The 23,023-nt window shown below is 73.3% G+C and carries 16 protein-coding genes; 7 read left to right on the top strand and 9 right to left on the bottom strand.

What is annotated here, in order from left to right:
- Positions 1 to 148: 148 nt before the first annotated feature.
- Positions 149 to 1,078 (bottom strand): ABC transporter substrate-binding protein, encoded by a 930-nt coding sequence (locus tag PUR56_RS37580; protein ID WP_329952258.1) that lies wholly within the window; start codon positions 1,076 to 1,078, stop codon positions 149 to 151.
- Positions 1,079 to 1,701: 623 nt separating this feature from the next.
- On the opposite strand from PUR56_RS37580, the gene PUR56_RS37575 reads away from it, so the two are divergent.
- Positions 1,702 to 2,898, top strand: coding sequence for an NAD(P)-dependent malic enzyme (locus tag PUR56_RS37575; RefSeq protein WP_329883087.1), 1,197 nt, complete (start codon positions 1,702 to 1,704; stop codon positions 2,896 to 2,898).
- Positions 2,899 to 3,006: 108 nt separating this feature from the next.
- Complete coding sequence (locus PUR56_RS37570) at positions 3,007 to 3,969, top strand: zinc-binding dehydrogenase (RefSeq protein ID WP_329952257.1); 963 nt, start codon at positions 3,007 to 3,009, stop codon at positions 3,967 to 3,969.
- Positions 3,970 to 4,021: 52 nt separating this feature from the next.
- On the opposite strand, the gene PUR56_RS37565 is transcribed toward PUR56_RS37570, so the two are convergent.
- The 7 genes from PUR56_RS37565 to PUR56_RS37535 all read right to left on the bottom strand — a co-directional run bounded on the left by PUR56_RS37565 (position 4,022) and on the right by PUR56_RS37535 (position 15,018).
- The gene (locus PUR56_RS37565) at positions 4,022 to 5,152 is read right to left on the bottom strand and encodes a PadR family transcriptional regulator (protein ID WP_329952256.1); all 1,131 of its coding nucleotides are present in this window, start codon (positions 5,150 to 5,152) and stop codon (positions 4,022 to 4,024) included.
- 1 nt (position 5,153) lies between these two features.
- Entirely contained in the window at positions 5,154 to 6,071 is a 918-nt protein-coding gene (locus tag PUR56_RS37560; protein ID WP_329952255.1) for a DUF4097 family beta strand repeat-containing protein, read from the bottom strand.
- 219 nt (positions 6,072 to 6,290) lie between these two features.
- A complete protein-coding gene (locus PUR56_RS37555) occupies positions 6,291 to 6,470 on the bottom strand; it encodes a DUF6104 family protein (protein WP_329883083.1) in 180 nt (59 codons plus the stop codon).
- 47 nt (positions 6,471 to 6,517) lie between these two features.
- Positions 6,518 to 8,578 (bottom strand): serine/threonine-protein kinase, encoded by a 2,061-nt coding sequence (locus PUR56_RS37550; RefSeq protein ID WP_329952254.1) that lies wholly within the window; start codon positions 8,576 to 8,578, stop codon positions 6,518 to 6,520.
- 257 nt (positions 8,579 to 8,835) lie between these two features.
- Positions 8,836 to 12,624, bottom strand: a complete 3,789-nt coding sequence (locus PUR56_RS37545; protein ID WP_329952253.1) for a multifunctional oxoglutarate decarboxylase/oxoglutarate dehydrogenase thiamine pyrophosphate-binding subunit/dihydrolipoyllysine-residue succinyltransferase subunit — start codon at positions 12,622 to 12,624, stop codon at positions 8,836 to 8,838.
- A gap of 427 nt (positions 12,625 to 13,051) precedes the next feature.
- Complete coding sequence (locus tag PUR56_RS37540) at positions 13,052 to 14,182, bottom strand: sensor histidine kinase (RefSeq protein ID WP_329952252.1); 1,131 nt, start codon at positions 14,180 to 14,182, stop codon at positions 13,052 to 13,054.
- Positions 14,183 to 14,280: 98 nt separating this feature from the next.
- Complete coding sequence (locus PUR56_RS37535) at positions 14,281 to 15,018, bottom strand: response regulator transcription factor (RefSeq protein ID WP_329883079.1); 738 nt, start codon at positions 15,016 to 15,018, stop codon at positions 14,281 to 14,283.
- 550 nt (positions 15,019 to 15,568) lie between these two features.
- On the opposite strand from PUR56_RS37535, the gene PUR56_RS37530 reads away from it, so the two are divergent.
- From PUR56_RS37530 to PUR56_RS37515, 4 genes are all read left to right on the top strand, one after another.
- Positions 15,569 to 16,348, top strand: a complete 780-nt coding sequence (locus PUR56_RS37530) for a rhomboid-like protein (protein WP_329952251.1) — start codon at positions 15,569 to 15,571, stop codon at positions 16,346 to 16,348.
- Between the two features lie 359 nt (positions 16,349 to 16,707).
- Positions 16,708 to 19,176: an endopeptidase La gene (gene lon, locus PUR56_RS37525; RefSeq protein ID WP_329952250.1), complete on the top strand. Its 2,469-nt coding sequence runs from the start codon at positions 16,708 to 16,710 to the stop codon at positions 19,174 to 19,176.
- A 164-nt stretch (positions 19,177 to 19,340) separates the two neighbouring features.
- Positions 19,341 to 19,847 (top strand): GtrA family protein, encoded by a 507-nt coding sequence (locus PUR56_RS37520; RefSeq protein WP_329883076.1) that lies wholly within the window; start codon positions 19,341 to 19,343, stop codon positions 19,845 to 19,847.
- Between the two features lie 152 nt (positions 19,848 to 19,999).
- Positions 20,000 to 21,214, top strand: a complete 1,215-nt coding sequence (locus tag PUR56_RS37515) for an ROK family transcriptional regulator (protein ID WP_329883075.1) — start codon at positions 20,000 to 20,002, stop codon at positions 21,212 to 21,214.
- A gap of 52 nt (positions 21,215 to 21,266) precedes the next feature.
- Here the strand turns inward: PUR56_RS37515 and PUR56_RS37510 are convergent, their stop codons facing one another.
- Positions 21,267 to 22,355, bottom strand: coding sequence for an ABC transporter permease (locus tag PUR56_RS37510; protein WP_329883074.1), 1,089 nt, complete (start codon positions 22,353 to 22,355; stop codon positions 21,267 to 21,269).
- Positions 22,356 to 22,467: 112 nt separating this feature from the next.
- Here PUR56_RS37510 and PUR56_RS37505 point away from each other — a divergent pair, with 112 nt between their 5' ends.
- On the top strand, positions 22,468 to 22,998 hold the full coding sequence (locus tag PUR56_RS37505; protein ID WP_329952249.1) for a MarR family winged helix-turn-helix transcriptional regulator: 531 nt from the start codon (positions 22,468 to 22,470) through the stop codon (positions 22,996 to 22,998).
- Positions 22,999 to 23,023 lie beyond the last annotated feature (25 nt).

Below are 23,023 nucleotides of genomic sequence, written 5' to 3'. Positions count from 1 at the left end.
TATTCGGACGGATACCGTGTCCCTGTCACCCTGTGTATAAGTATGCAGACCCCCGTGCGGTCCGCCCGGAGGCCCGCCCGCGCCCTCGCCCGAATTGCGGCTGTCCCGCCGCGCCCGCCCGGACGCGGGCCCCGTGCTCCGTCCCCGCTCAGATTCCGCCGTTGACCACCGCGTTCTGGGCCGCGCCCGCGGAGACGTTCCACTTGGCGAGGATCTTGTCGTACTCGCCGGTGCGGATCAGCTGGTCGACCGCCTTGGCCAGGACGTCCCGCAGCTCGGTGTCCTCCTTGCGCAGGGCGATCCCGTACGGGTTGGACCGGGACTGCGAGCCGGTCACCTCGAAGCGGTTGCCGCCGTCGGTGTTCTTCGCCGCGTAGGCGGCCACCGGGAAGTCGTTCAGGCCGGCCTGCGACGCACCCGAGGCGACCTCGGCCAGCGCCTTGGCGTCGGTGTCGAACTTGTGCACGGTGAGCGGCTTGCCGGCCCGGGTGCAGGCCGTGACCTGCCGGGCCACGATCTCGTCCTGGGTGGTGCCCTGCTGCACGGCGACGGTCCGGCCGCAGAGGTCGTCCAGGGTGCGGATGCCCTTCGGGTTCCCCTTCGGCACCACCAGCGAGGTGCCGGCGATGAAGTAGTCCACGAAGTCCACGCCGGGGCCCGTCGGTTTGCCCTGGTCGTCCACGCCCTCCCGGCGCTGGCGGATGTCGCTCAGCGCGGACATCACCACGTCGAACTGCTTCTTGTGCAGCTCCGGTATCAGCTTGTCGAACGGGGTGTCGACGTACTCGATCCGCAGGTCGAGGATCCGGCCGAGCGCCGCCGCGATGTCGGGGTCCAGACCGTCCGGCTTGCCGTCGGCGCCGCGGAACTGCACCGGCGGGTAGTTCACGTCCATGCCGATCCGGAGCGCCTTCGCGGTCTGCTGGGCCTTCGGGATCTTCCCGCGGATCTCCTGGAGCGGGTCCTGCGCGGCCTGCTCGTCGCCGCCGCCGCCGCAGCCGCTCAGCAGCAGGGCTCCGGCGGTGGCCAGGGCGAGTGCGGCGGCGGCCGGTCGTCGGGAGTGGGGACGGTGATGCATGGGGGTACTCCTGTGGGAGGGATGGAGTGGCACCGCGGCATCGCGGAGGTGTACGCGAGATGGCGGGATGAGGGATCCTCCCATCCCGCTCTGCCGGGCCCGTGGGCGGGTGTGTCAGAATTCGGTACCGGGTGACCCCCGACGCTCGAACCAGACCGCCGAGCCGCAACCGGCTCGGGGTGCGCAGGAACGGAAGTCCATGACGTCGACTCCGTATCCGAGGCACCGGCCTCCCTCCGTGTCTGCGTTCACTCCTGCGGGTGTGCGTGCTCGTTCGCCATTGCCGCCGCCGGGGCCGGTGCTCGCGACGCCTGGTTCCTCAGGGTGGCCGTGAGGCGTACGACCGGTATGTGACTTGGACGAAAAGGCATGGGTGCGATGCCTCTCTCCGACCTACGCTCGGCGCGGAAGCACGACGCAGACCAGGCGCAGCAGAAAACTCGAATAAAACCCTCATCCGAGGGCGCACGCCCGACGGCGGCGCCCCGACCCGGCCTTCCCGGGGACGTCCCGGCGTCCCCGGACACCGGTGACCGGTCACCGCTGACCGGACGTCGGTCCAGGCCGGGCCGTCCGCTCCGTCGGGCGCGTGCCCTCGCTCGATCAATGACGAAGAGGTCATCGTGGCAGCGGAGATCATCCACAGCACTACTCAGGACACCGACGATCCGGTCGATGCCGTGTTCGCGCTCCACCGCGGCGGCAAGATGGAGGTCCGGGCGACCGTCCCGGTGCGCGACGCGGACGACCTGTCCCTCGCCTACACCCCCGGTGTCGCCCGCGTCTGCACGGCCATCGCCGAGCAGCCCGAGCTGGTGAACGACTACACCTGGAAGGCCAACACGGTGGCCGTGGTCACCGACGGCACCGCCGTGCTCGGCCTCGGCGACATCGGCCCCGAGGCGTCCCTCCCGGTCATGGAGGGCAAGGCGATCCTCTTCAAGCAGTTCGGCGGCGTGGACGCCGTCCCGATCGCGCTGGCCTGCACCGACGTGGACGAGATCGTCGAGACCGTGGTCCGGCTCGCGCCGTCCTTCGGCGGGGTCAACCTGGAGGACATCTCCGCCCCGCGCTGCTTCGAGATCGAGCGCCGGCTCCAGGAGGCCCTGGACATCCCGGTCTTCCACGACGACCAGCACGGCACCGCCATCGTCACCACCGCCGCGCTCTGGAACGCGGCCAAGGTGACCGGCCGCGAGATCGGCTCGCTGCGGGCCGTCATCTCCGGCGCCGGCGCGGCCGGTATCGCGATCGCCAAGATGCTGCTGGCCGCCGGCATCGGCGACGTGTCGGTCTGCGACCGCAAGGGCGTGGTGTACGAGGGCCGTGGCGACCTCACCGACGTCAAGGCGGAGATCGCCGCGCTGAGCAACCGGGCCGGCCTCAAGGGCTCGCTGGCCGACGCGCTGGCCGGCGCCGACGTCTTCATCGGCGTCTCCGGCGGCACGGTGCCGGAGGAGGTCGTCGCGACCATGGCCGCGGGCGCGTTCGTCTTCGCCATGGCGAACCCGAACCCGGAGATCCACCCGGAGGTCGCGCACCGGTACGCGGCCGTGGTGGCCACCGGGCGCAGCGACTTCCCGAACCAGATCAACAACGTGCTGGCCTTCCCGGGCATCTTCGCCGGCGCCCTGCAGGTCCGGGCGACCCGGATCACCGAGGGCATGAAGCTGGCCGCGGCCAAGGCGCTCGCCGGTGTGGTGGCGGACGAGCTGACGCCGCAGAAGGTGATCCCCTCGCCGTTCGACGAGCGGGTCGCCCCGGCGGTCAGCAAGGCCGTCGCCGAGGCCGCCCGCGCGGAGGGCGTCGCCCGCCGCTGACGCGCGCCGGGGGAGCGCCGCCCTCGCGGGGGCGCTCCCCCTCCCCGGGACGCGCGTCACACGTACGCGCGGTTCCGGCCCCGGGCGCCCGCCGCTATCGTCCGGATCATGTTTGCTGCCTACGCCGCACGAATCGACGCCGACGACCCGCTCGGCGGGCTGGAGCTGGGCGAGCTCCCCGAGCCGCAGGCCCGTCCGGGCTGGAGCGTGGTCACGGTCAGGGCCGCCAGCCTCAACCACCACGACCTCTGGTCGCTGCGCGGGGTCGGCCTGCCCGCCGGGAAGCTGCCGATGATCCTCGGCTGCGACGCGGCCGGGGTCGACGAGCACGGCAACGAGGTGGTCGTGCACTCGGTCATCGGCCAGTCCGGCCACGGCGTCGGGCCGGACGAGCCCCGCTCGATCCTGACCGAGCGCTACCAGGGCACCTTCGCCCGGCAGGTGGCCGTCCCCACCTGGAACCTGCTGCCCAAGCCCGCCGGGCTCTCCTTCGAGCAGGCCGCCTGCCTGCCCACCGCCTGGCTGACGGCCTACCGGATGCTGTTCACCAACGCCGGGGTGCGGCCGGGGGACACCGTCCTGGTGCAGGGCGCCGGCGGCGGTGTGTCCACCGCGCTGGTGGTCCTCGGCAAGGCGGCCGGGCTGCGGGTCTGGGTCACCGGCCGCGACGAGACCAAGCTCGCCCGGGCCGTGGAGCTCGGCGCCGACGCGGCGTTCCCCGCCGGGGCCCGACTGCCCGAGCGGGTCGACGCGGTGATGGAGACGGTCGGCGCCGCGACCTGGTCCCACTCCGTGAAGTCGCTCCGCCCGGGCGGCACGATCGTCATCTCCGGTGCCACCTCCGGCCCCAACCCGGCCGCCACCGAGCTGAACCGGATCTTCTTCCTGGAGCTGAAGGTGGTCGGCTCCACCATGGGCGACCGGGACGAACTGGCCGGGCTGCTCTCGTTCTGCGCCACCACCGGCGTCCGCCCGGTGATCGACTCGGTGCTCCCGCTGGCCGACGCCCGGGACGGCTTCGCCCGGCTCGCGCGGGGCGACGTCTTCGGGAAGATCGTCCTGACCCCGTGACGCGCGCGGGTCCGGCACCCCTGCGGGGATGCCGGACCCGAGGGTGCCGGGGTCAGCCCAGCAGCCGCTTCAGGCGCTCGCCGGCGGCGCCCAGCACCGCGCGGGCCTCGGCCAGCCGGTCGGCGGACACGCCGCCGTCCCGGGCCGCGTCGCGGACCTGGTCACGGAACCGGTCGAGCAGCCGCTCCAGCTCCCGGGCCGGGTCACCGGCCGGGTCGGTGGCCGCCCACGCCGGCAGGTCGGCCGGGGCCGCGCCGGTCGGCTCGTCCTTGTCGAGGTCGATCCGGGTGACGGTGACCTTCTCGGTGGGCGCTCCGGCCGGCCGGTCGGCGGGCCGCTCGCCCCGCTCCTCGGCCCGGTCGTCGGCCTGCTGGCCCCAGCGGGCCGCGTCGGCCAGCCCGGCCAGGCCCCTGGTCAGCTCGGAGAGCCCCTCGGCCAGCCCGGTCGGCCAGTCGCCGCGGGCGGCGTGGTCGCGGACCTGCTGCTCGACCCGGCGCTTGATCCGCAGCGCCTCCTGCTGCGCGGCCGTGCGGGCCGCCCGGGACTGCTCGCGCAGCCGGCGGGCCTCCTCCTCGGCCGCCTTGGCCTTGGCCTTGGCGGCCTTCTCCTGCTCCTTGGCCCGTTTGGCCTGCTCCTTGGCCTGCCGCTTGAACTCGGCGAACTCGTCCTTGGCCCGCTGCCAGGCGGCCCTGTCGCTCCACGGTCCGGCCCACGGGCTGCCGTCCCCGGTGGTGCCCTCGTCCCCGTCCCCGCCCCCGTCCCCGGTCGCGTCCCCGTCACCGGAGGCGCGCCGCCGGGCCTGCTTCGCCGCCGCGCCCCACAGTTCCTCGCGCAGGTCCTGGGCGCTGTCGCGGACGTCCTCGCGGATCGCCCCGGCGAGCTGGGCCACCGAGTCGTGGATCTCCAGCTCCAGATCGTCCAGCTCGCCCTGGCGGGCCTCCAGCTCGGCCCGGCCGGCGTCGGTGAGCCGGTAGACCTTGCGGCCGCCCTCGGTGCTGTGCGTGACCAGGCCCTCCTGCTCCAGCTTGGCCAGCCGCGGGTAGACGGTACCCGCCGAGGGCGCGTACAGGCCCTGGAAGCGCTCCTCCAGCAGGCGGATCACCTCGTAGCCGTGCCGCGGGGCCTCGTCCAGCAGCTTGAGCAGGTAGAGGCGAAGCCGGCCGTGGCCGAAGACGGGGGTCATCTCAGACCTCCTCGGTGAGGTCGGGGCCCTTGGTGAGGTCGGCCGGGGCGGGCAGCTCCCGCACCACGGCCGGGGCGTCCTCCTCGGCGTCGGGCCGGTGCAGGACGGTGACGGCGCCGGAGACGGTGGTCACCGTGAGGCTGCCCTTGCCGTCGCCGAGCTGGCCGGAGAGCCGCTTGGTGCCCCAGGAGCCGCCGACCTTCAGCTGCTCGAAGGTGGAGGAGAGGTCGCCGCTGGTGGTGCCGGCCTCGACCTTGGTGTCGGCCAGCGACGGCAGCCGGACGCCGACCGCGCCGCTGACCGTGGTGACCTTGATCTCGGTCGGGGTGGCGGCGGCGAGGTCCAGGGTGACCGCGCCGGTGACGGCGTTGGCCGACACCTTCTCCGCGGTGCCGGCGACCACGGTGAGCCGGCCCGAGACGGTGTTCAGCTTGAGCCGGCCGGCCACCGACTGGGCGTCCACGTCGCCGGTGACGGTGTTGACGTCGGTGCGGCCGGCCAGGCCGACGAGGGTGACGTCGGCGCTGGCGGTCTGCGCCGAGACGCGCTCCGTGAAGCCGGAGACCGTCGTCGCGGCCGAGACGGTGCCGACCTTGACCTCGGTGCCGGCGGGCACGGTCAGGGTGACCTCGGCGGTCCGCTTGCGCTTGAACGAGGTGAAGAAGCCCTTCACCGATTCGACCGACTTGAGGACGTCGCCGAACTCGTTCCAGCTGCTGAGGTCCTTGTAGGTGACGGTGAGGACACCGTCGACCAGGGTGACGTGCAGCGGCTCGCCCTTGAGCTCGGTGACCTCCAGGCGGGCGGGCCCCTCGGCGGCCACCACGTTCACCGTGCCGTCGATGATCCGCACCTGGAGGGTCCGGACGGCCTCCTCGATGGTGATCCTGTCAGGTCCTTCGACCGTCCACTGGCTCATCTCTGCCGCCTCCCGTTGATGACTCGCGATGTATCGCGTTCTCTCTTTAAAGACGATATATCGCGTGACGGTGAAGTCAAGGGAATCCGGCCGGACCCCGACCCGGAGCGGACCCGGAGCCCACCCCGAGCCGTCCCCTACGGGGGACGGCGAAGGGCCCGGAGAGCGGGTGCTCTCCGGGCCCTTCGCCCAGCCGGCCTGCGAGGACGGCCTACCGGGTCAGTCGTCGTCCTCGTCGTCGAGCCGGGCCAGCCAGGTGGCCAGCCGCTCGACCGGGACCTCGAAGTCCGGGTTGAGGTCGACGAACTCGCGCAGGCGCTCGGCCAGCCACTCGAAGGTGACCTCCTCGTCGCCGCGCCGGCTCTGCAGCTCCTCGATGCCGCGGTCGGTGAAGTACACGGTTCGCTCCGGTCCGGTGGGGATTCGACCTGGTCAGGATAGTCCGGTCAGCTGGCGCGCCAGGTGGACAGGTTCACCTTGGCCGCACCGGTGGTGGCGTCCGCGACCTCGACCGCGGCGATGGCGATGTTGCGGGTGACGCGGTCGCGGATGCAGAGCAGCCGGCCCGGGGTGACCCGGTTGAAGGTCAGGTCGGTGTCCGGACGGGAGTCGATCGCCGCCGCGCACTGCTCGGGGGTGACGGCCGCCTCGGTGATGACCGCGAAGTCCGACTTGCTGTCGCCGGAGCTGGCGAAGGAGTCGGCCCGGCTGCCGCTGGAGGTGGACTCCCGGGTCAGGCCGAGCCCCCACTTCAGGTCGGAGCCGCGCGGCACCACGTTGCCGGTGGTCAGGTCGATCCGGTACGCCTCGCTGGAGTACTCGGCGCCCGGGATCGAGAGCGGCTTCTTGTCGATCACCAGCTGGTAGCCGGTCGGCCGGGCCGGGGCGGTGACCCCGGAGGCGCTGGGCGAGCCGGGCAGGGGCACGGCGCTGACCGGTGCGGAGGTCGCGGACGGGCTCGCCTTCGGTGACGAGCCGCCCGTCGTGGCGGTCGGGGTCGTCTCCACCGGAGTGGTCGGCAGGGCGGCGGGCTGCTGGGTGACCGGCGCGCTCGGGGCGGAGCTCGTCCTGGCCTCGTCCTTCTTCGACTTGTCCATCCGGTCCATCAGCACCACACCGCCCGCGGTGCCGCCGAGCGCCATCACCAGGGCGACGGTCAGCAGCACCTTCCAGGAGACGCCCTTGCGCTTCGGCTCCGGCGCCGCCGGTGTGTCCGTCACCACCGGTCCCGGCGGCGGGGTGTCGTAGGACGGCGGCTCCTGGCGCAGCTGGACGGTCGGCGGCGCGGGGAGCAGCGGGCCGGTGGGCGCCTCGGTGGGCGACTGCGCGGCGCCGTACGCGCCGAGCGCGGGCGGGACGAAGCCCGGCGGCGGGGTGGCCTGGTGGGCCTGGCCGTAGCCGGTGGGCGGGGTGGCCGGCTGGGTGGGTCCGTAGCCGGTGGGAGGGCCGAAGGAGGGCGCGGTGCCCGGGTGGGTGGGGACGGTCGCCGGCTGCGGCGGGGCGGTCGGCGGCCCGGCCGGGGCGGGGGGAGCGGTGGGCGCGGCCGGCAGCGGGGTGGGCGGCGTCTTCGGCAGGTCGGAGCGGCGGGTGATCTCGGTGTTGACCTGCCGGGGCAGCCAGTCGTCCGAGAACCGCAGCTGGCCGCCGACGGCCGGGTGGTTGCGGGCGATCTCGATGATCTCGGCGGGCCGGGGCCGGTCCTCGGGGGACTTGGCCAGGCAGCGCAGGATCAGCTCGCGCAGGTCGGCCGGGACGGCGTCCAGGTCGGGCTGCTCGTGCACCACGCGGTAGAGCACCGCGGTGTCCGGGCCGTCGCCGAACGGTGCGGAGCCGGCGGCCACGTAGGCGGCCAGCGCGCCGAGTGCGAAGACGTCGGTGGCCGGCGTGACCGGGCGGCCCTGGGCCTGCTCGGGGGACATGAAGGCGGGCGAGCCGATCCGGTAGCCGGTGCCGGTGAGCGCGGTGGCGTCGGCGGCCCGGGCGATGCCGAAGTCGATCACGCGCGGGCCGTCGCCGGCCACCAGGACGTTGGCCGGCTTGAGGTCGCGGTGGACCACCTCGACGCTGTGGATCGCCTGGAGGGCCTCGGCGACGCCGCCCATCAGCAGCAGCACGGTACGGACCGGCAGCGCGCCGTTCTCGCGCACCACCTGCTGGAGCGAGGGGCCGGGGACGTACGCGGTGACCAGCCAGGGGGCGTCGCCGTCCAGGCCGCCGGAGTCGATCACCTGCGCGGTGTAGAGCCCGTGGATCCGCTGGGCGTTGGAGACCTCCTGCGCGAAGCGGCGGCGGAACTCGCTGTCCTCGGCGAACTCCGGGCGGACCACCTTGAGCGCCACCGGCCGGCCGCCGGGCGTGTAGGAGAGGTAGACCCGGCCCATGCCGCCGGCCCCGAGCCGGGCGAACAGCCGGTAGCCGCCCACCTCCCTCGGGTCGTCCGGGTGCAGCGGCTGGAAGACCGGTGGGAGCGGGGTGGCTGAGGCGTCCCTCGGCGTGTCGGCGGTCATGCGGTAGATCCCCCTGGGAGAGCGGTGAGGTCGTCCGACCGCGTCCCGGGCTCGTTGACGGCGGCCCCGACGACGGTCTGGCGAGGCTTAACCTATCGACCCGTCAGTCTTCCCCGCAGGTCGGTACCGCTTTGGTTGCAGAGCTGGGACCTTCGCACACGCCGTGGTGATACGCCTCCGGCCCCCCGCGCGGCCCTGGGGACCAGGGATGCGCGGGGGGCCGGAGGTGCGACGGTGCCGGAGTCCGACCGGGAGGGTCAGATGGTGAAGATCTCCTCCAGCAGCGACTGCTGCTCGGCGGCGTGACGCTTGGCCGAGCCGACCGCGGGGGCCGAGGAGGCCGGGCGGGCGACGCGGCGCAGGCGGGCGCCGTTGGCACTGCGGCCGATGACGACCTGGAGGTGGTCGACCAGGTTCATCGCGATGAACGGCCAGGCACCCTGGTTGGCCGGCTCCTCCTGGGCCCAGACGAACTGGACGTCCTCGCCGTAGCGGGCCAGCTCCTCCTGGAGCTCGGCCACCGGCAGCGGGTAGAGCCGCTCGACCCGGACGATCGCCGTGTCGGTGACGCCGCGCTCGGTGCGGGCCGCCTCGACGTCGTAGTAGAACTTGCCGGCGGTGATGACCACCTTCCGGACGTTCGCCGGGTCGACGGTGTTGTCACCGATGACCGGGCGGAACGAGCCGGACGTGAACTCCTCGGTGGCGCTCGCCGCGGCCTTCAGACGCAGCATCGACTTCGGGGTGAAGACGACCAGCGGCTTGTGGTGCGGGTTGTGCGCCTGCCAGCGGAGCAGGTGGAAGTAGTTCGACGGCAGGGTCGGCATGGCGACCGTCATGTTGTTCTGCGCGCACAGCTGGAGGAAGCGCTCCGGGCGCGCGGACGAGTGGTCCGGGCCCTGGCCCTCGTAGCCGTGCGGCAGCAGCAGGGTGACGCCCGAGTGCTGGCCCCACTTCTGCTCGGCGGAGGCGATGTACTCGTCCACCACGGTCTGGGCGCCGTTGACGAAGTCGCCGAACTGCGCCTCCCACATGACCAGCGCGTTCGGGCGGGTCAGCGAGTAGCCGTACTCGAAGCCCATGGCCGCGTACTCGGACAGCAGGCTGTCGTAGACGGTGTAGCGGGCCTGGTCCTCGGTGAGGTACTGCAGCGGGGTGTAGTCGTCGCCGGTCTGGCGGTCGATCAGGACGGCGTGCCGCTGGCCGAAGGTGCCGCGGCGGCTGTCCTGGCCGGCCAGGCGGACCGGGTGGCCCTCCATGAGCAGCGAACCGATGGCGAGGGTCTCGCCCGTCGCCCAGTCGATGGTGTTGTCCTCGACCGAGGCGGCCCGGCGCTGGAGCTGCGGCAGCAGGCGCGGGTGGACGGTCAGCCAGTCCGGCAGGTTGACCTGGGAGGCGGCGATCCGCTTGACCATCTCCTGGGAGATGCCGGTCTGGATGTTGACCGGGAAGTCGGCGACCGGCTTGCCGTTGGTGGCGGGGGCCGGGGCCTGGGCGGCGTCGCGGACCTCCGCGAAGACCTTCTCCAGCTGGCCCTGGAAGTCCTGGAGCGCCTGCTCCGCCTCTTCCATGGTGATGTCGCCGCGACCGATCAGACCCTCGGTGTAGAGCTTGCGCACCGAGCGCTTCTTGTCGATCAGGTCGTACATCAGCGGCTGGGTGAACGACGGGTTGTCGGCCTCGTTGTGACCGCGGCGGCGGTAGCAGATGAGGTCGATCACGACGTCCTTGTGGAACGTCTGGCGGAACTCGAAGGCGAGCCGCGCGACGCGGACCACGGCCTCCGGGTCGTCACCGTTCACGTGGAAGATCGGGGCCTCGATCATCCGGGCCACGTCGGTGCAGTACATCGAGGAGCGCGAGGACGCCGGGGCGGCGGTGAAGCCGACCTGGTTGTTCACCACGACGTGCACGGTGCCGCCGGTGCGGTAGCCGCGCAGCTGCGACATGTTCAGGGTCTCCGCGACGACGCCCTGGCCGGCGAAGGCCGCGTCGCCGTGGATCTGGATCGGCAGCACCGGGAAGGTCGTGCCGCCCTGGTCCAGGATGTCCTGCTTGGCGCGGGCGATGCCCTCGACGACCGGGTCCACGGCCTCCAGGTGGGAGGGGTTCGCGGCGAGCGAGACCTTGATGGTCTCGCCGTCCAGGCCGGTGAAGGTGCCCTCGGAGCCGAGGTGGTACTTCACGTCGCCGGAGCCGTGCATGGACTTCGGGTCGAGGTTGCCCTCGAACTCGCCGAAGATCTTGCCGTACGGCTTGCCGACGATGTTGGCCAGCACGTTCAGACGGCCGCGGTGGGCCATGCCGATGACGGCCTCGTCCAGGCGGTGCTCGGCCGCCGAGTCGATGGTGGCGTCCAGCAGCGGGATGAGCGACTCGCCGCCCTCCAGCGAGAAGCGCTTCTGCCCGACGTACTTGGTCTGCAGGAAGGTCTCGAAGGCCTCGGCGGAGTTCAGGCGGCGCAGGATGCGCAGCTGCTCCTCGCGCTCCGGCTTCGTGTACGGCTTCTCCACGCGCTCCTGCAGCCACTTGCGCTGCTTCGGGTCCTGGATGTGCATGTACTCGATGCCGACGGTGCGGCAGTAGGTGTTCCGCAGCAGGCCGAGGATGTCGCGGAGCTTCATCATCCGCTGGCCGCCGAAGCCGCCGACCGCGAACTCGCGCTCCAGGTCCCACAGGGTGAGGCCGTGGGTGGTGACGTCCAGGTCGGGGTGCTTGCGCTGCTTGTACTCCAGCGGGTCGGTGTCGGCCATGAGGTGGCCGCGGACCCGGTAGGAGTGGATCAGCTCGATGACGCGCGCGGTCTTGTTGACCTCGTCGTCGTGGGTGGTGGCGACGTCGGTGGCCCAGCGGACCGGCTCGTACGGGATCCGCAGCGACTCGAAGATCTCGTCGTAGAAGCCGTTCTCGCCGAGCAGCAGGCGGTGGATCTCGCGCAGGAACTCGCCGGACGCCGCACCCTGGATGACGCGGTGGTCGTAGGTCGAGGTCAGCGTCATGATCTTGGAGACGCCGAGCCGGGACAGGGTCTCCGGGGCGGAGCCCTGGAACTCGGCCGGGTACTCCATGGCGCCGACGCCGACGATGGTGCCCTGGTTCTGCATCAGGCGCGGCACGGAGTGCACGGTGCCGATGCCGCCGGGGTTGGTCAGCGAGACCGTGACGCCGGTGAAGTCGTCCATGGTCAGCTTGTTGGCGCGGGCCCGGCGGACGATGTCCTCGTAGGCCTGCCAGAAGCCGAAGAAGTCGAGGGTCTCGGCCTTCTTGATGGCCGCGACGACGAGCTGGCGGTCGCCGTTCGGCTTGACCAGGTCGATGGCCAGGCCGAGGTTCACGTGCTCCGGCTTGACCAGGTAGGACTTGCCGTTCTCCACCTTGTAGCTGTTGTTCATCCCGGGGGAGGCCTTGACGGCCTGCACCAGGGCGTACCCGATCAGGTGGGTGAAGGAGACCTTGCCACCACGGGCGCGCTGCAGGTGGTTGTTGATGACGATGCGGTTGTCGATCAACAGCTTGGCCGGGACGGCGCGGACCGAGGTCGCGGTCGGCACCTCCAGCGAGGCGTCCATGTTGGTCGCGACGGCCTTCGCCGGGCCGCGGAGCGGGACCAGCTCGGGGCCGGTCGCGTCGGTGGCGGGCGCAGCGGCCGGGGCGGCGGCCTTGGGGGCCGGAGGCGCGGCGGGGGCTGCGGCGAGCGGCGCGGCCGGGGCCGGGGCCGAGACCGGGGCCGCGGCGGCCGGAGCTGCCGGGGCGGCGGGCGCTGCCGGAGCCGGCGCTGCCGGGGCCGGAGCCGCCGGAGCAGCAGCGGCGGCGGGCGCGGGGGCGGCGGCGGGGGTCGGCGTGGGGCCGACCTGGGTCGCGGCCTGGGTCACTGGGGTCACCTCGGTACCGGGCTTGTAGTCGGCGAAAAAGTCCCACCAGGCTCGGTCGACCGAGTTCGGGTCCTGGAGGTACTGCTGGTAGATCTCGTCGACGAGCCACTCATTGGGGCCGAAGCCCGTGGAGCTTGCCGAGCTGTTGGAGGTTTCATGGGACTGTGGCGACACGGCGGCAACCGCCCTCTTCCGCTTCCTTTTGGGATGTTTGGACAGCGGGGATTAAGGCTACGCCTCTGACCAGTGATCGCGCAGTCCCCGGGGCCCAGGCGTCGCCCAGATCACAGTGCTGACCTGCAGGTTGGCTGAAAATGTGCGTTAGAAGGCCGCATCGGAGGGGAACCGATCGCGCCTGATCGCGTCCCATATATGGGCAAAAGCGGACAAAAGTATTCGATTGACCGGCGGACTCCGCCGCGCATGTCTGTGTCGCTTCTGTGACATGCGGGCGAAGTCCGCTCGACGCGAACATCGCGGCGACCTCCGACGGAACCGCCTGCGGGACACCGGCGGGATCACCGGCGCGCTCACCGGGGTGAACGCGGACGCGAGCGCCGTCGGGGCCGCCGGCGGGGCCGGCGCGGGGCCGCCCGCGCGGTCAGCGCGGGCCGGGCAGCCGGACCGCGATCCGGCAGCCGCGTTCGGCCTCGGCGACCTCGATCCGCCCGCCGTGCAGGTCCACCGCCCAGCGGGCGATGGCCAGGCCCAGCCCGGTGCCGCCGTCGGCACCCGGCCCGGCCCCCGTGGCGGTGCCGCTGCGGCTGAACCGCTCGAAGACCCTGGTCCGGTCGGCCGCCGGGATGCCCGGACCCTCGTCCTCCACCTCCAGCAGGAGCCCGCCCGGCATGTCGCCGGGCCGGGCGCGGACCGTCACGGTGCCGCCCGGCGGGGAGTGCTTGCAGGCGTTGTCGACCAGGTTGGCGACCACCTGGTGGAGCCGTTCCGGGTCGGCGACGCCGGTCAGGCCGGCCGGGCTGACCTCCAGGGCGAGCCGGACGTCGCCCCGGCGGGAGAACGCCCCGCCGGCCGTCGCGCCGTCCACGGTGACCCCGCGCAGCACGCCGTCCAGGAACTCGCGCACCTCGAAGGGGCGGGCGTCCAGGTCGACCACGCCGTCGTCGATCTTGGACAGGTCGAGCAGGTGGGCGACCAGCCGGCCGAGCCGTTCGGTCTGTTCCAGCGCGGCACCCAGGGTCGCCGGGTTCGGCTGGACCACGCCGTCGACCACGTTCTCCAGCACGGCGTGCAGCGCGGCGATCGGCGTGCGAAGTTCGTGCGAGACGTTGGCGACGAGCTCGCGGCGGTGGCGGTCGGCGGCTCCGAGATCGGCCGCCATCTGGTTGAAGGTCGCCGCCAGCTCGCCGATCTCGTCGCGCGAGTTCACCTCGACCCGGCGGGTGTAGTCGCCGGAGGCCATCGCGCGGGCGGCGGCGGTCATGTCGCGCAGCGGGGCGGTCAGCCCGTGCGCGAGGAACTGCATGAAGAGCAGCGAGGCGATCATCGAGAAGATCATGATGATCCGGATCTGGGTCTCGGACCGGATCGCCACGACCACCATGCCGGTGGCCAGGAAGACCGAGACGATCACCAGGAGGGCGAGTTTGCCCTTGATGGAGCGGACCGGGTCGAGCGGCCGGATGTCGGCCCAGACCCGGCGGGCGGCACGCGTGGCCAGCGTGGGCGGCCTGCTGCCGGTGGTGTCCCCGTTGCGTTGCTGTGGAAAGGTCATTGGTCCCCTGTGAATCCCCCGCGTGCTGTGATCCCTCGGGTGGCGCGCACGGCGGTTCGGGACACGGGCCCCCCGGAGGCCCGCCGCCCGAGGCGCCGCTAGGAGAGCGGGGCCTCCAGCGCGTACCCGACACCGTGGACGGTGCGGATCCAGCTGGCGCCGATCTTGCGGCGGAGCGCCTTGACGTGGCTGTCGACGGTCCGGGTTCCGGACGCGTCGGTCCAGTCCCACACCTCGGCCAGCAGCTGCTCGCGGGTGAGCACCGCGCGCGGCTGTGCGGCCAGGCAGGCGAGCAGGTCGAACTCGGTCGGCGTCAGGTGGACGTCGCCCGCGGCCAGCCGGACCCGGCGCTGGACGTGGTCGATCTCCAGCTCGCCGAAGCGCAGCGAGCCCAGTGCGGGCGTCCGGGCGGCCTGCTGGGCGCGCTCGACGCGGCGCAGCAGCACGTTGACCCGGGCGGCCAGTTCGCGCATGGAGAAGGGCTTGGTCATGTAGTCGTCGGCACCGACGCCGAGGCCGACCAGCAGGTCCGTCTCGTCGTCGCGCGCGGTGAGCATCAGGACCGGGACCGGGCGCTGGGCCTGGATCCGGCGGCACACCTCCAGCCCGTCGAAGCCGGGCAGCATGATGTCGAGGACGACGAGGTCGGGCTGCCAGGTGTGGAAGCCGTCGACGGCGCCGGGTCCGTCGTGGGCCACGGCGACCTTGAAGCCCTCCGCGCCCAGCCGGGCCGCGATGGACTCGGCGATCGTGGGCTCGTCCTCCACCACCAGCACTCTGCGCTGGCTGCTCACCGTGCCGCCGTTGTTCTGGTGGTCCTGCTGAATTTCTGTCACGGTCACGCCACCGCCCCCAGGGCTGCGGGCCGGCCACCTGTGGGGATGGCGAGGCTCCGCTCGTAGTCTTGTTCCGTCGTGGACTGTGCCGGGTCCGCCGTCCCGTCGCGCGTGCGGCGTCGGAGGGCGGGTGTGGACCGCCCTTCTCTTCCGCACACTCCGCAGCGTACGGACAGAGGATGCTTCCCGGCAGGCGGACCGGACGTTTCCGGCCCGTGGACCGGCCTGTCGGACCGGTTTCCGGACCCACTCGGAAGTGGGCACGGGCCGATACCTTACCCGGCGATTTTTCACTCAGTAACGGTACGTATGCACATGAGTTGACACCAACCCGCCGGTCAGGGGCGCCGCCCCCCTGCGGGGAGGGGGATGGTCTGGACCAATGTCGGGTCTCTACCGGTATCGGAATACTCACGGCATTTTCCCAGCCGGCTCCCAGGAGCCGGACGTACCGTGGCCACGACAAGTCGTGGAGGTGGGATCGCCGGAGCCCGCCGGTACGTTGGGCACCGGGCGGGGCCGGTGGCTGCGGCGTCTGAGCGGAGGCGGCATGACGGGGCGACGGATCGGCGCCGGGCAGGGCGGGCCGCCGTACGGGATGCTCCGCCACGGGCTGCGGGCCGGCCCGCTCGCCTGGGTGCTGGCCCGGGTGCCGACCCCCCGGCGCAACCCCTTCGCGCTCGGCTACCTCGCCGTGGTCGCCACCACCACCACGTTCGCGATGCTCGCCGATCCGGAACTGGTGGCCCGCCTCCAGGAGGCGTCCAGCTCGGACGGGCACAACCTGTTGCACCATCCGCTGCGCGCGCTCCTGCTCAGTGGCTTCTGGGTGGCCGGCACGGTCTGGATGCCCTACCTGTGGGCCTTCGCCCTGACCGTCGCGCCACTGGAACGCCGGGTCGGGGCGGTCCGCGCCGCGGTGGTCTTCGCGGCCGGGCACGTCACGGCCACCCTGCTCTCCCAGGCCGTGGTGATCGCCGCGGTGGAGACCGGGCGACTGGAGACCGCGGCGCTCGACCACCTGGACATCGGGGTCAGCTACGGCGTGCTGGCCAGCCTCGGCGCACTGGCCGGGCTGCTCCCCCTGCCCGGCCGGGTGTTCGGCCTGGGTCTGGCCGGCGCGCTGATCGCCGAGCAGATCGCGACCGACCGCGACCTGGTCACCGGCGTCGGGCACCCGGTGGCGCTGCTGGCCGGGGTGGCGCTCTGGCGCTGGCTGCGCCGCTGGGACGGCCACGGGCCGGGGCGCGGCCGGGCGGTCGCGCCGGCCGCCGGGGTGCCGGCGCCGGTGGCCGCGCGCGGCCGGACCGCGGTGCTGGACCGGCTGTAGGTGCCCGGCCGGCCGTCGCCCGGCGGCTTCGGCGGCGGCGGTCGCCTTCCGGTGGTGTGGCTCCGGTGCCGCTCCGGTGTCGTTCCGGTGCCGCTTTCCGATCGAGCTCCTCCGGGGGCAGCCCGCGGCCGTCCGTCTCCGTCCGTCTCCGTCCTTCCGGCCGTCCTTCGGGCCGGCGCCCCCGGCCGACGGCGCCCGGACGCCGCCGCGGCCACCCCGGGACGCGTCTTTTTGACAGCCCCCGCGCGCGCTCCCTGCGCCGACTCCGCGTTCGCTCACGGCGAACAACTGGCGGGGAACATCCGGCGCCCGCAGATCCTTAGTCAGGTCGACTCAAGTTCGCTGACTGGGGAGAGATCATGGCATCGACGTCCACACCGCTCACCCTGCCCGTGCTGCCGCTCGACGACGAGGTCGTGCTCCCGGGCATGGTCGTCCCGCTGGACCTGAAGGACACCGAGGTCCGCGCCGCCGTCGAGGCCGCCCGCGCCGCGGCCGGGACGGGCAAGCCCCAGGTCCTACTCGTCCCGAGGGTGGACGGCTCGTACGCGGCCGCCGGCACCCTCGCCACCGTCGAGCAGGTCGGCCGGCTGGCGGACGGCGACCCGGCCGCGCTGGTCCGCGCGGTGCGGCGGGTGCGGATCGGCGTCGGCACCACCGGGCCCGGCGCCGCGCTCTGGGTCGAGACCACGCCGTTCCGCGAGTCCTCGGCCGGCACCCCCGTGGCCGGGCGGGCCGCCGAGCTGGTCAGGGACTACAAGAACCTCTCCACCCAGTGGCTGCGCAAGCGCGGCGCCTGGCAGATCGTCGACCGGGTCGCCGCCATCGAGGACGTCGGCGAGCTCGCCGACAACATCGGCTACGCGCCCTTCGTCACCGCCGAGCAGAAGCTCAAGGTGCTGCTGGAGGCCGACCAGGTCGCCCGACTGGAGTACGCGCTCGGCCTGCTCCGCGACCACCTCGCCGAGGAGGAGGTCAACGACACCATCCGCAAGGACGTCGAGGAGGGCGTGGCCAAGCAGCAGAAGGAGTTCCTGCTCCGCCGCCAGCTGGAGGCCGTCCGCAAGGAGCTGGCGGAGCTGAACGGTGACCCGGCCGACGAGGAGGACGACTACCGCGCCCGGGTCGAGGCCGCGGGCCTCCCGGAGAAGGTGCGCGAGGCCGCGCTCAAGGAGGTCGACAAGCTGGAGCGGGCGAGCGACCAGTCGCCGGAGGGCTCCTGGATCCGCACCTGGCTGGACACCGTCCTGGAGCTGCCCTGGAACGAGCGGACCGAGGACGCCTACGACATCGTCGGCGCCCGCGCGGTGCTGGACGCCGACCACGCCGGCCTGGCCGACGTGAAGGACCGCATCGTCGAGTACCTCGCGGTCCGCAAGCGCCGGGCCGAGCAGGGGCTCGGGCCGGTCGGTGCCGACGTCGGTGCCGGTGCCGGCAGCGACGGCAAGGAGCGGCGGGACGGCGCGCTGCCCCGGAAGGGCGGAGGGCGACGGGCCGGCGGGGCGGTGCTCGCGCTGGTCGGCCCGCCCGGCGTCGGCAAGACCTCGCTCGGCGAGTCGGTGGCCCGGGCGATGGGCCGCAGCTTCGTGCGGGTCTCGCTCGGCGGCATCCGGGACGAGGCGGAGATCCGCGGCCACCGGCGCACCTACGTCGGCGCGCTGCCCGGGCGGCTGGTCCGCGCCATCAAGGAGGCCGGCTCGATGAACCCGGTCGTCCTGCTCGACGAGATCGACAAGGTCGGCTCCGACTACCGGGGCGACCCGGCCGCCGCCCTGCTGGAGGTGCTCGACCCGGCCCAGAACCACACCTTCCGGGACCACTACCTGGAGGTCGAGCTGGACCTCTCCGACGTCGTCTTCCTCGCCACCGCCAACGTGCTGGAGGCCATCCCCGAGCCGCTGCTCGACCGGATGGAACTCGTCCGGCTCGACGGCTACACCGAGGACGAGAAGGTCGTCATCGCCCGTGACCACCTGCTCCCGCGTCAGCTGGAGCGGGCCGGCCTCCGGGACGAGGAGGTCACCGTCGACGAGACCGCACTGCGCCGGCTGGCCGGCGAGTACACCCGCGAGGCCGGCGTCCGGACCCTCGAACGCTCGATCGCCCGGGTGCTGCGCAAGATCGCCGCACAGAGCGAGCTGGGCGAGCGCGAGCTGCCCGTCAGGATCGGCGCCGACGACCTGCGCGCCCTGATCGGCCGCCCGCACCACGTCCCGGAGGCCGCCCAGGAGCCGGCCGAGCGGCGCACCGCCGTCCCCGGGGTGGCGACCGGCCTGGCGGTCACCGGCGCCGGCGGCGACGTCCTCTACATCGAGGCCTCGCTCGCGGACGCCGAGACCGGCGGCACCGGGCTGACCCTGACCGGCCAGCTGGGCGACGTCATGAAGGAGTCCGCCCACATCGCGCTCTCCTACCTGCGCTCGCGCGGAGCCGAACTGGAGCTGCCGGTCACCTCGCTGCGCGACCGCGGCGTGCACCTGCACGTCCCGGCCGGGGCCGTGCCCAAGGACGGTCCGAGTGCCGGCATCACCATGACCACGGCGCTGGCCTCGCTGCTCTCCGGCCGCAAGGTGCGCACCGACGTGGCGATGACCGGTGAGGTGTCGCTGACCGGGCGGGTGCTGCCGATCGGCGGGGTGAAGCAGAAGCTGCTCGCCGCCGACCGGGCCGGCGTCACCACGGTGATCATCCCCCGGCGGAACGAGGCCGACCTGGACGACGTCCCGGCCGAGGTGCTGGAGCGGCTCACCGTCCACCCGGTCTCGGACGTCCGGGAGGTGCTGAGGCTGGCCCTGGAACCGGCCGAGGTGCTGGTCGCGGCCGCCTGAGGCGGCGCCGGGCGGCCACCGGCGGGGCGCCGACGGCCCCGGGCAGGGCCCGAACGGCCCCGGGACAGGCCCGGCGGAGTACTCCTCCGCCGGGCCACCGGCGTGCCCGGACGGCGGACGGGTTCCGGCGGGAACGGCGGCGGGCCCCGTGCCAGACTGCGGAGATGGCGTCCCCCACGCAGCGCGTCCTGGCCCGGGTGCCGGCCGGGCTGCGCCCGGTCCTGCTCCGGCACCGGAGGCTGGTGAAGTTCCTGCTGGTCGGCAGCGGGTGCTTCGCCCTGACCGTGGTGATCAACTACTCGCTGCGGCTCACCCTGCTGGCGCACAAGCCGGTGGTGGCCCTCACTGTGGCGACCGTGGTGGCCACCGTCGTCTCCTACGTGTTCAACCGCCGGTGGGCCTTCCGGGCGAACGGCCGGCAGCGCGAGGCACTGCTCTACTTCCTGGTCAGCGTGGCGGCGATCGCCGTCAACGACGTCCCGCTGATCGTCTCGCGGTACATGCTGAACCTGCGGGAGCCCTGGGTCAGCCCCTTCGCCCAGGAACTGGCCGACTTCCTCAGCGGGATGGTCCTGGGCACCTTCGTGGCGATGCTCTTCCGGTTCTGGGCCATGCAGCGGTGGGTGTTCCGGCTCGCCGAGCCCGCCTCCACCCGGGTGGAGCAACCCTGACGGCAGGCCCCCGCGTCCGGCCCGCGCTCCTCCGGCCGGCCCGTCGACCGGCCCCCGACCGGCCCCCGACCGGCCCCCGACCGGCCGGGAGCGGTCGGCGAAACCGGGCTACGCTGCAAACGAGTCTGCGGAAGCCGATCGGGGTGATGGCGATGCGCGAGACGGACGGTCTCCGGTCAGGGCCCGCCAGCCAGCAGGGCATGCGCCGGGCCAACCTGGCGCTGGTGCTCGGGGTCATCGCGCGCGCCCCGCGCTCCCGGGCCGAGGTCGCCGCCGACACCGGGCTGACCAGGGCGGCCGTCTCCTCGCTCGCCGAGGAGCTGATCGCGGCCGGCCTGGTGGTCGAGGAGGGCCCGTCGGCCCCCAGCGGCAAGGTCGGCCGACCCGGCACGGCGCTCGGCCTCCACCCGGACGGCCCCGGGGGCCTCGGCGCCGAGATCGGCGTGGAGCACCTGGGCGCCTGCGTGGTCGACCTGCGCGGCGAGGTCCGGGCCTGGCGACGGCAGGAGATCCGCAACCGGGGCCGGCATCCCGCCGCCGTCATGGCCGACCTGGCCGAGCTGCTCCGCCGCGCCGCCGCCGACGCCGGACTGCGCCCGGCCGGGCTGACCCTGGCCGTGCCCGGACTGGTCGGCGGCGACGGGGCGATGCTCCAGCGGGCCGCCAACCTCGGCTGGCGGGACGTCCCGGTCACCGCCGAGCTGCGGCTCGCACTGCGCGCCGCCAATGCCGACGAACTGGCCGAGCTGCCGATCCTGGCCGACAACGAGGCCAACCTCGGCGGGCTCGCCGAACTCTGGCTGGGCGGCGGGCCGGAACACTTCCTGCACGTCTCGGCCGAGGCCGGTGTCGGCTCGGCGATCGTGGTCGGCGGCCGGCTGCTGCGCGGGGTGCGCGGCTACGCGGGCGAGCTGGGCCACGTCCCCGTCCACCCGGACGGGCCGCGCTGCGCCTGCGGGGCGACCGGCTGCCTGGAGCAGTACGCGGGGGAGGCGGCGGTGATGCGCCAGGCCGGTCTGGAGGGGATCCGCGGCGACTGGGTGGCGCTGCTCGCCGAGCGCGCCGCCGCGGGGGACGAGGAGGTGGTGGCGGCGCTGGCCGGGGCGGGCGCCGCGCTGGGCATCGCCTCGGCGGGTGCGGTCAACCTGCTCGACCCGGCGGAGGTGGTGCTGGGCGGCGGCTACGCGCAGCTGGCGCCCTGGCTGGTGCCGGCGATGAGGGCCGAGCTGGCCGCCCGGGTGACCGTCCGCCCCTGGACGGACGAGCGGCTGACGGTCTCCCGGCTGGGCCGCCGCGGCCCCCTGCTGGGGGCCGCGGTCGGCGTGGTCCGGTCGGTGATCGCCGACCCCGGGCGGCCGGAGGACTGAGGCCGCCCGGCGACCGGCGCCGCCCGGTGACCGGCGCCGGTCGCCGACCGCGTCAGCCCGTGGTCAGCGTGCGGGTGAGGTGCCCCGGCCGGCGGAGTACGGCGGCGAAGGTGACGGCGACGCCGACCGCCGCCCACACCAGCAGGACCACCAGCGGTACGGCGAGGCCGGAGCCGCCGAAGTAGGCGATCGAGCGGGCCGCGTCCGTCCCGGCGCCGTTCGGGAACCAGGCGCCGATCGCCCGCCAGAACGTCGGCATCATCGGCGGGGGGAAGACCCCGCCGGCGCTCGGGTTGCCGAGCACCACGAAGAGCAGGACCGCGATCCCGATGCCGATGATGTCGAACAGGCACTGGAGCGCCATGGTGACCGCGCCGACCGAGAAGACCACCAGCGCGCCGACCGCCGACAGGCCCCAGAACGAGCCCGGAAGCGCGTCCAGCACCGACTGGACGATGATCGCACCGCCGATGCCCGCCGCGACCGAGTACAGGGCCAGGGTGCCGAGCCGGATCACCGCCCGGTTGGCGTTGGCGGGCTTCGCCCCGGCGCTGACGCCGAGGATCGAGGCGACCAGGTAGCCGCCGACGCACCAGCCGATCACCAGGTAGAAGGAGGAGAGGCCGTTGGCGTCCCCCTTGGCCAGCGGGACGACGTCCTCGACCTTGACCGTCCGGCCCTGGGACTTCTCCAGGCCGGTGACGATGCTCTCGGCGGCCCGGGCCGCGGACGGCCCGCGTGCGTTGGCGACCAGCAGCACGTCCTCGGTGGAGGCCGGGTTCACCACCAGCGCGGCGTAGATCTTCTGGTCCTTGAGCTGCTCGGTGGCGGTGGCCGCGTCCGGCGCCGTGACGGCCTTCACGGCCTCGTCGGGGACGGACTCCAGTCCTTCCACCAGCTGGGGGGCCACCTGCGGCGGGGCCACCACCGCGATCGACAGCTCGTGCGGGGTCGGGTGGTGGAGCGCCCCGACGTACGACGTGATGAAGCCGAGCTGGAGGAGGAGCACGGCGATCACCAGCAGTGCCGCACGCGGGGTGACCGCGCCCTTCAGTTCGGCGGCGAAGCCCTGCCCCGGTGCCGGCGGTGATGCCTGCTCCGGTGCCGTGGCCTGCCCTGGTCCCTGCCCTGGGGCGGTCATCGACATCTCCTTGCGTATCGGGGGAAACCGGATACTTAATAGCATGAACTAGTTTCGTTGACGTTTCTCCCGCGCCGGGTCCGGCGTTCTCGTGCTGCGCGATACTGGCGCGGTGACTGCGGCGAACGAGGACGAGGAACCACTGCTGGCGGTGGAGCGCGAGGTCGGGGTGCTCTTCCGGCGGGGCCGGGCGCGGGTGGCGGAGCTCTCCCGGCGGGTCCATCCGCAGCTGGAGGGCATGGCGTACAGCATGCTCGGCTACATCGAACAGGCCGGCCGGGTGCGGGTGACGGACGTCGGCGTGCACTTCGCCGTGGGCAAGGCCACGGTCAGCCGGCAGATCCGCGCCCTGGAGGAGCTGGGTCTGGTCGCCAGGGTGGCGGACCCGCTGGACCGCCGCTCGGCGCTGGTCTCGCTCACCGAGGACGGCCGGCGGCGGTATCTGGAAGCCCGGGACGCCCGGATGGGGCGGGTCAGGGAGCTGATGGCCGGCTGGTCGTCGGAGGAGGTGGCCCGGTTCGCCGAGTTGCTGCACCGCTTCAACGACGTGGTCGGCGAGGCGGCCGTCCCGTCGCTCGCCCCGTCGGGCGTGGCGTCGGCCGTCCCGTCGGGCGTGGCGGGCGGGCGCGGCGAGGAGGCGTAGCGGGGAGGCGCCGCGAGGAGGCGTC

The sequence above is a fragment of the Streptomyces sp. BE303 genome (genome assembly GCF_036290945.1).
Taxonomy (GTDB): Bacteria; Actinomycetota; Actinomycetes; order Streptomycetales; family Streptomycetaceae; genus Kitasatospora.
This window is presented reverse-complemented; position numbering and strand designations above follow the sequence as displayed.

What these genes read in the sequence shown, in the direction of transcription:
- PUR56_RS37565 (WP_329952256.1), bottom strand. Translation starts at nt 5,152, where the DNA reads ATGACCCCCGTCTTCGGCCACGGCCGGCTTCGCCTCTACCTGCTCAAG.
- lon (WP_329952250.1), top strand. Translation starts at nt 16,708, where the DNA reads ATGGCATCGACGTCCACACCGCTCACCCTGCCCGTGCTGCCGCTCGAC.
- PUR56_RS37515 (WP_329883075.1), top strand. Translation starts at nt 20,000, where the DNA reads ATGCGCGAGACGGACGGTCTCCGGTCAGGGCCCGCCAGCCAGCAGGGC.
- PUR56_RS37560 (WP_329952255.1), bottom strand. Translation starts at nt 6,071, where the DNA reads ATGAGCCAGTGGACGGTCGAAGGACCTGACAGGATCACCATCGAGGAG.
- PUR56_RS37510 (WP_329883074.1), bottom strand. Translation starts at nt 22,355, where the DNA reads ATGACCGCCCCAGGGCAGGGACCAGGGCAGGCCACGGCACCGGAGCAG.
- PUR56_RS37550 (WP_329952254.1), bottom strand. Translation starts at nt 8,578, where the DNA reads ATGACCGCCGACACGCCGAGGGACGCCTCAGCCACCCCGCTCCCACCG.
- PUR56_RS37570 (WP_329952257.1), top strand. Translation starts at nt 3,007, where the DNA reads ATGTTTGCTGCCTACGCCGCACGAATCGACGCCGACGACCCGCTCGGC.
- PUR56_RS37540 (WP_329952252.1), bottom strand. Translation starts at nt 14,182, where the DNA reads ATGACCTTTCCACAGCAACGCAACGGGGACACCACCGGCAGCAGGCCG.
- PUR56_RS37580 (WP_329952258.1), bottom strand. Translation starts at nt 1,078, where the DNA reads ATGCATCACCGTCCCCACTCCCGACGACCGGCCGCCGCCGCACTCGCC.
- PUR56_RS37530 (WP_329952251.1), top strand. Translation starts at nt 15,569, where the DNA reads ATGACGGGGCGACGGATCGGCGCCGGGCAGGGCGGGCCGCCGTACGGG.
- PUR56_RS37520 (WP_329883076.1), top strand. Translation starts at nt 19,341, where the DNA reads ATGGCGTCCCCCACGCAGCGCGTCCTGGCCCGGGTGCCGGCCGGGCTG.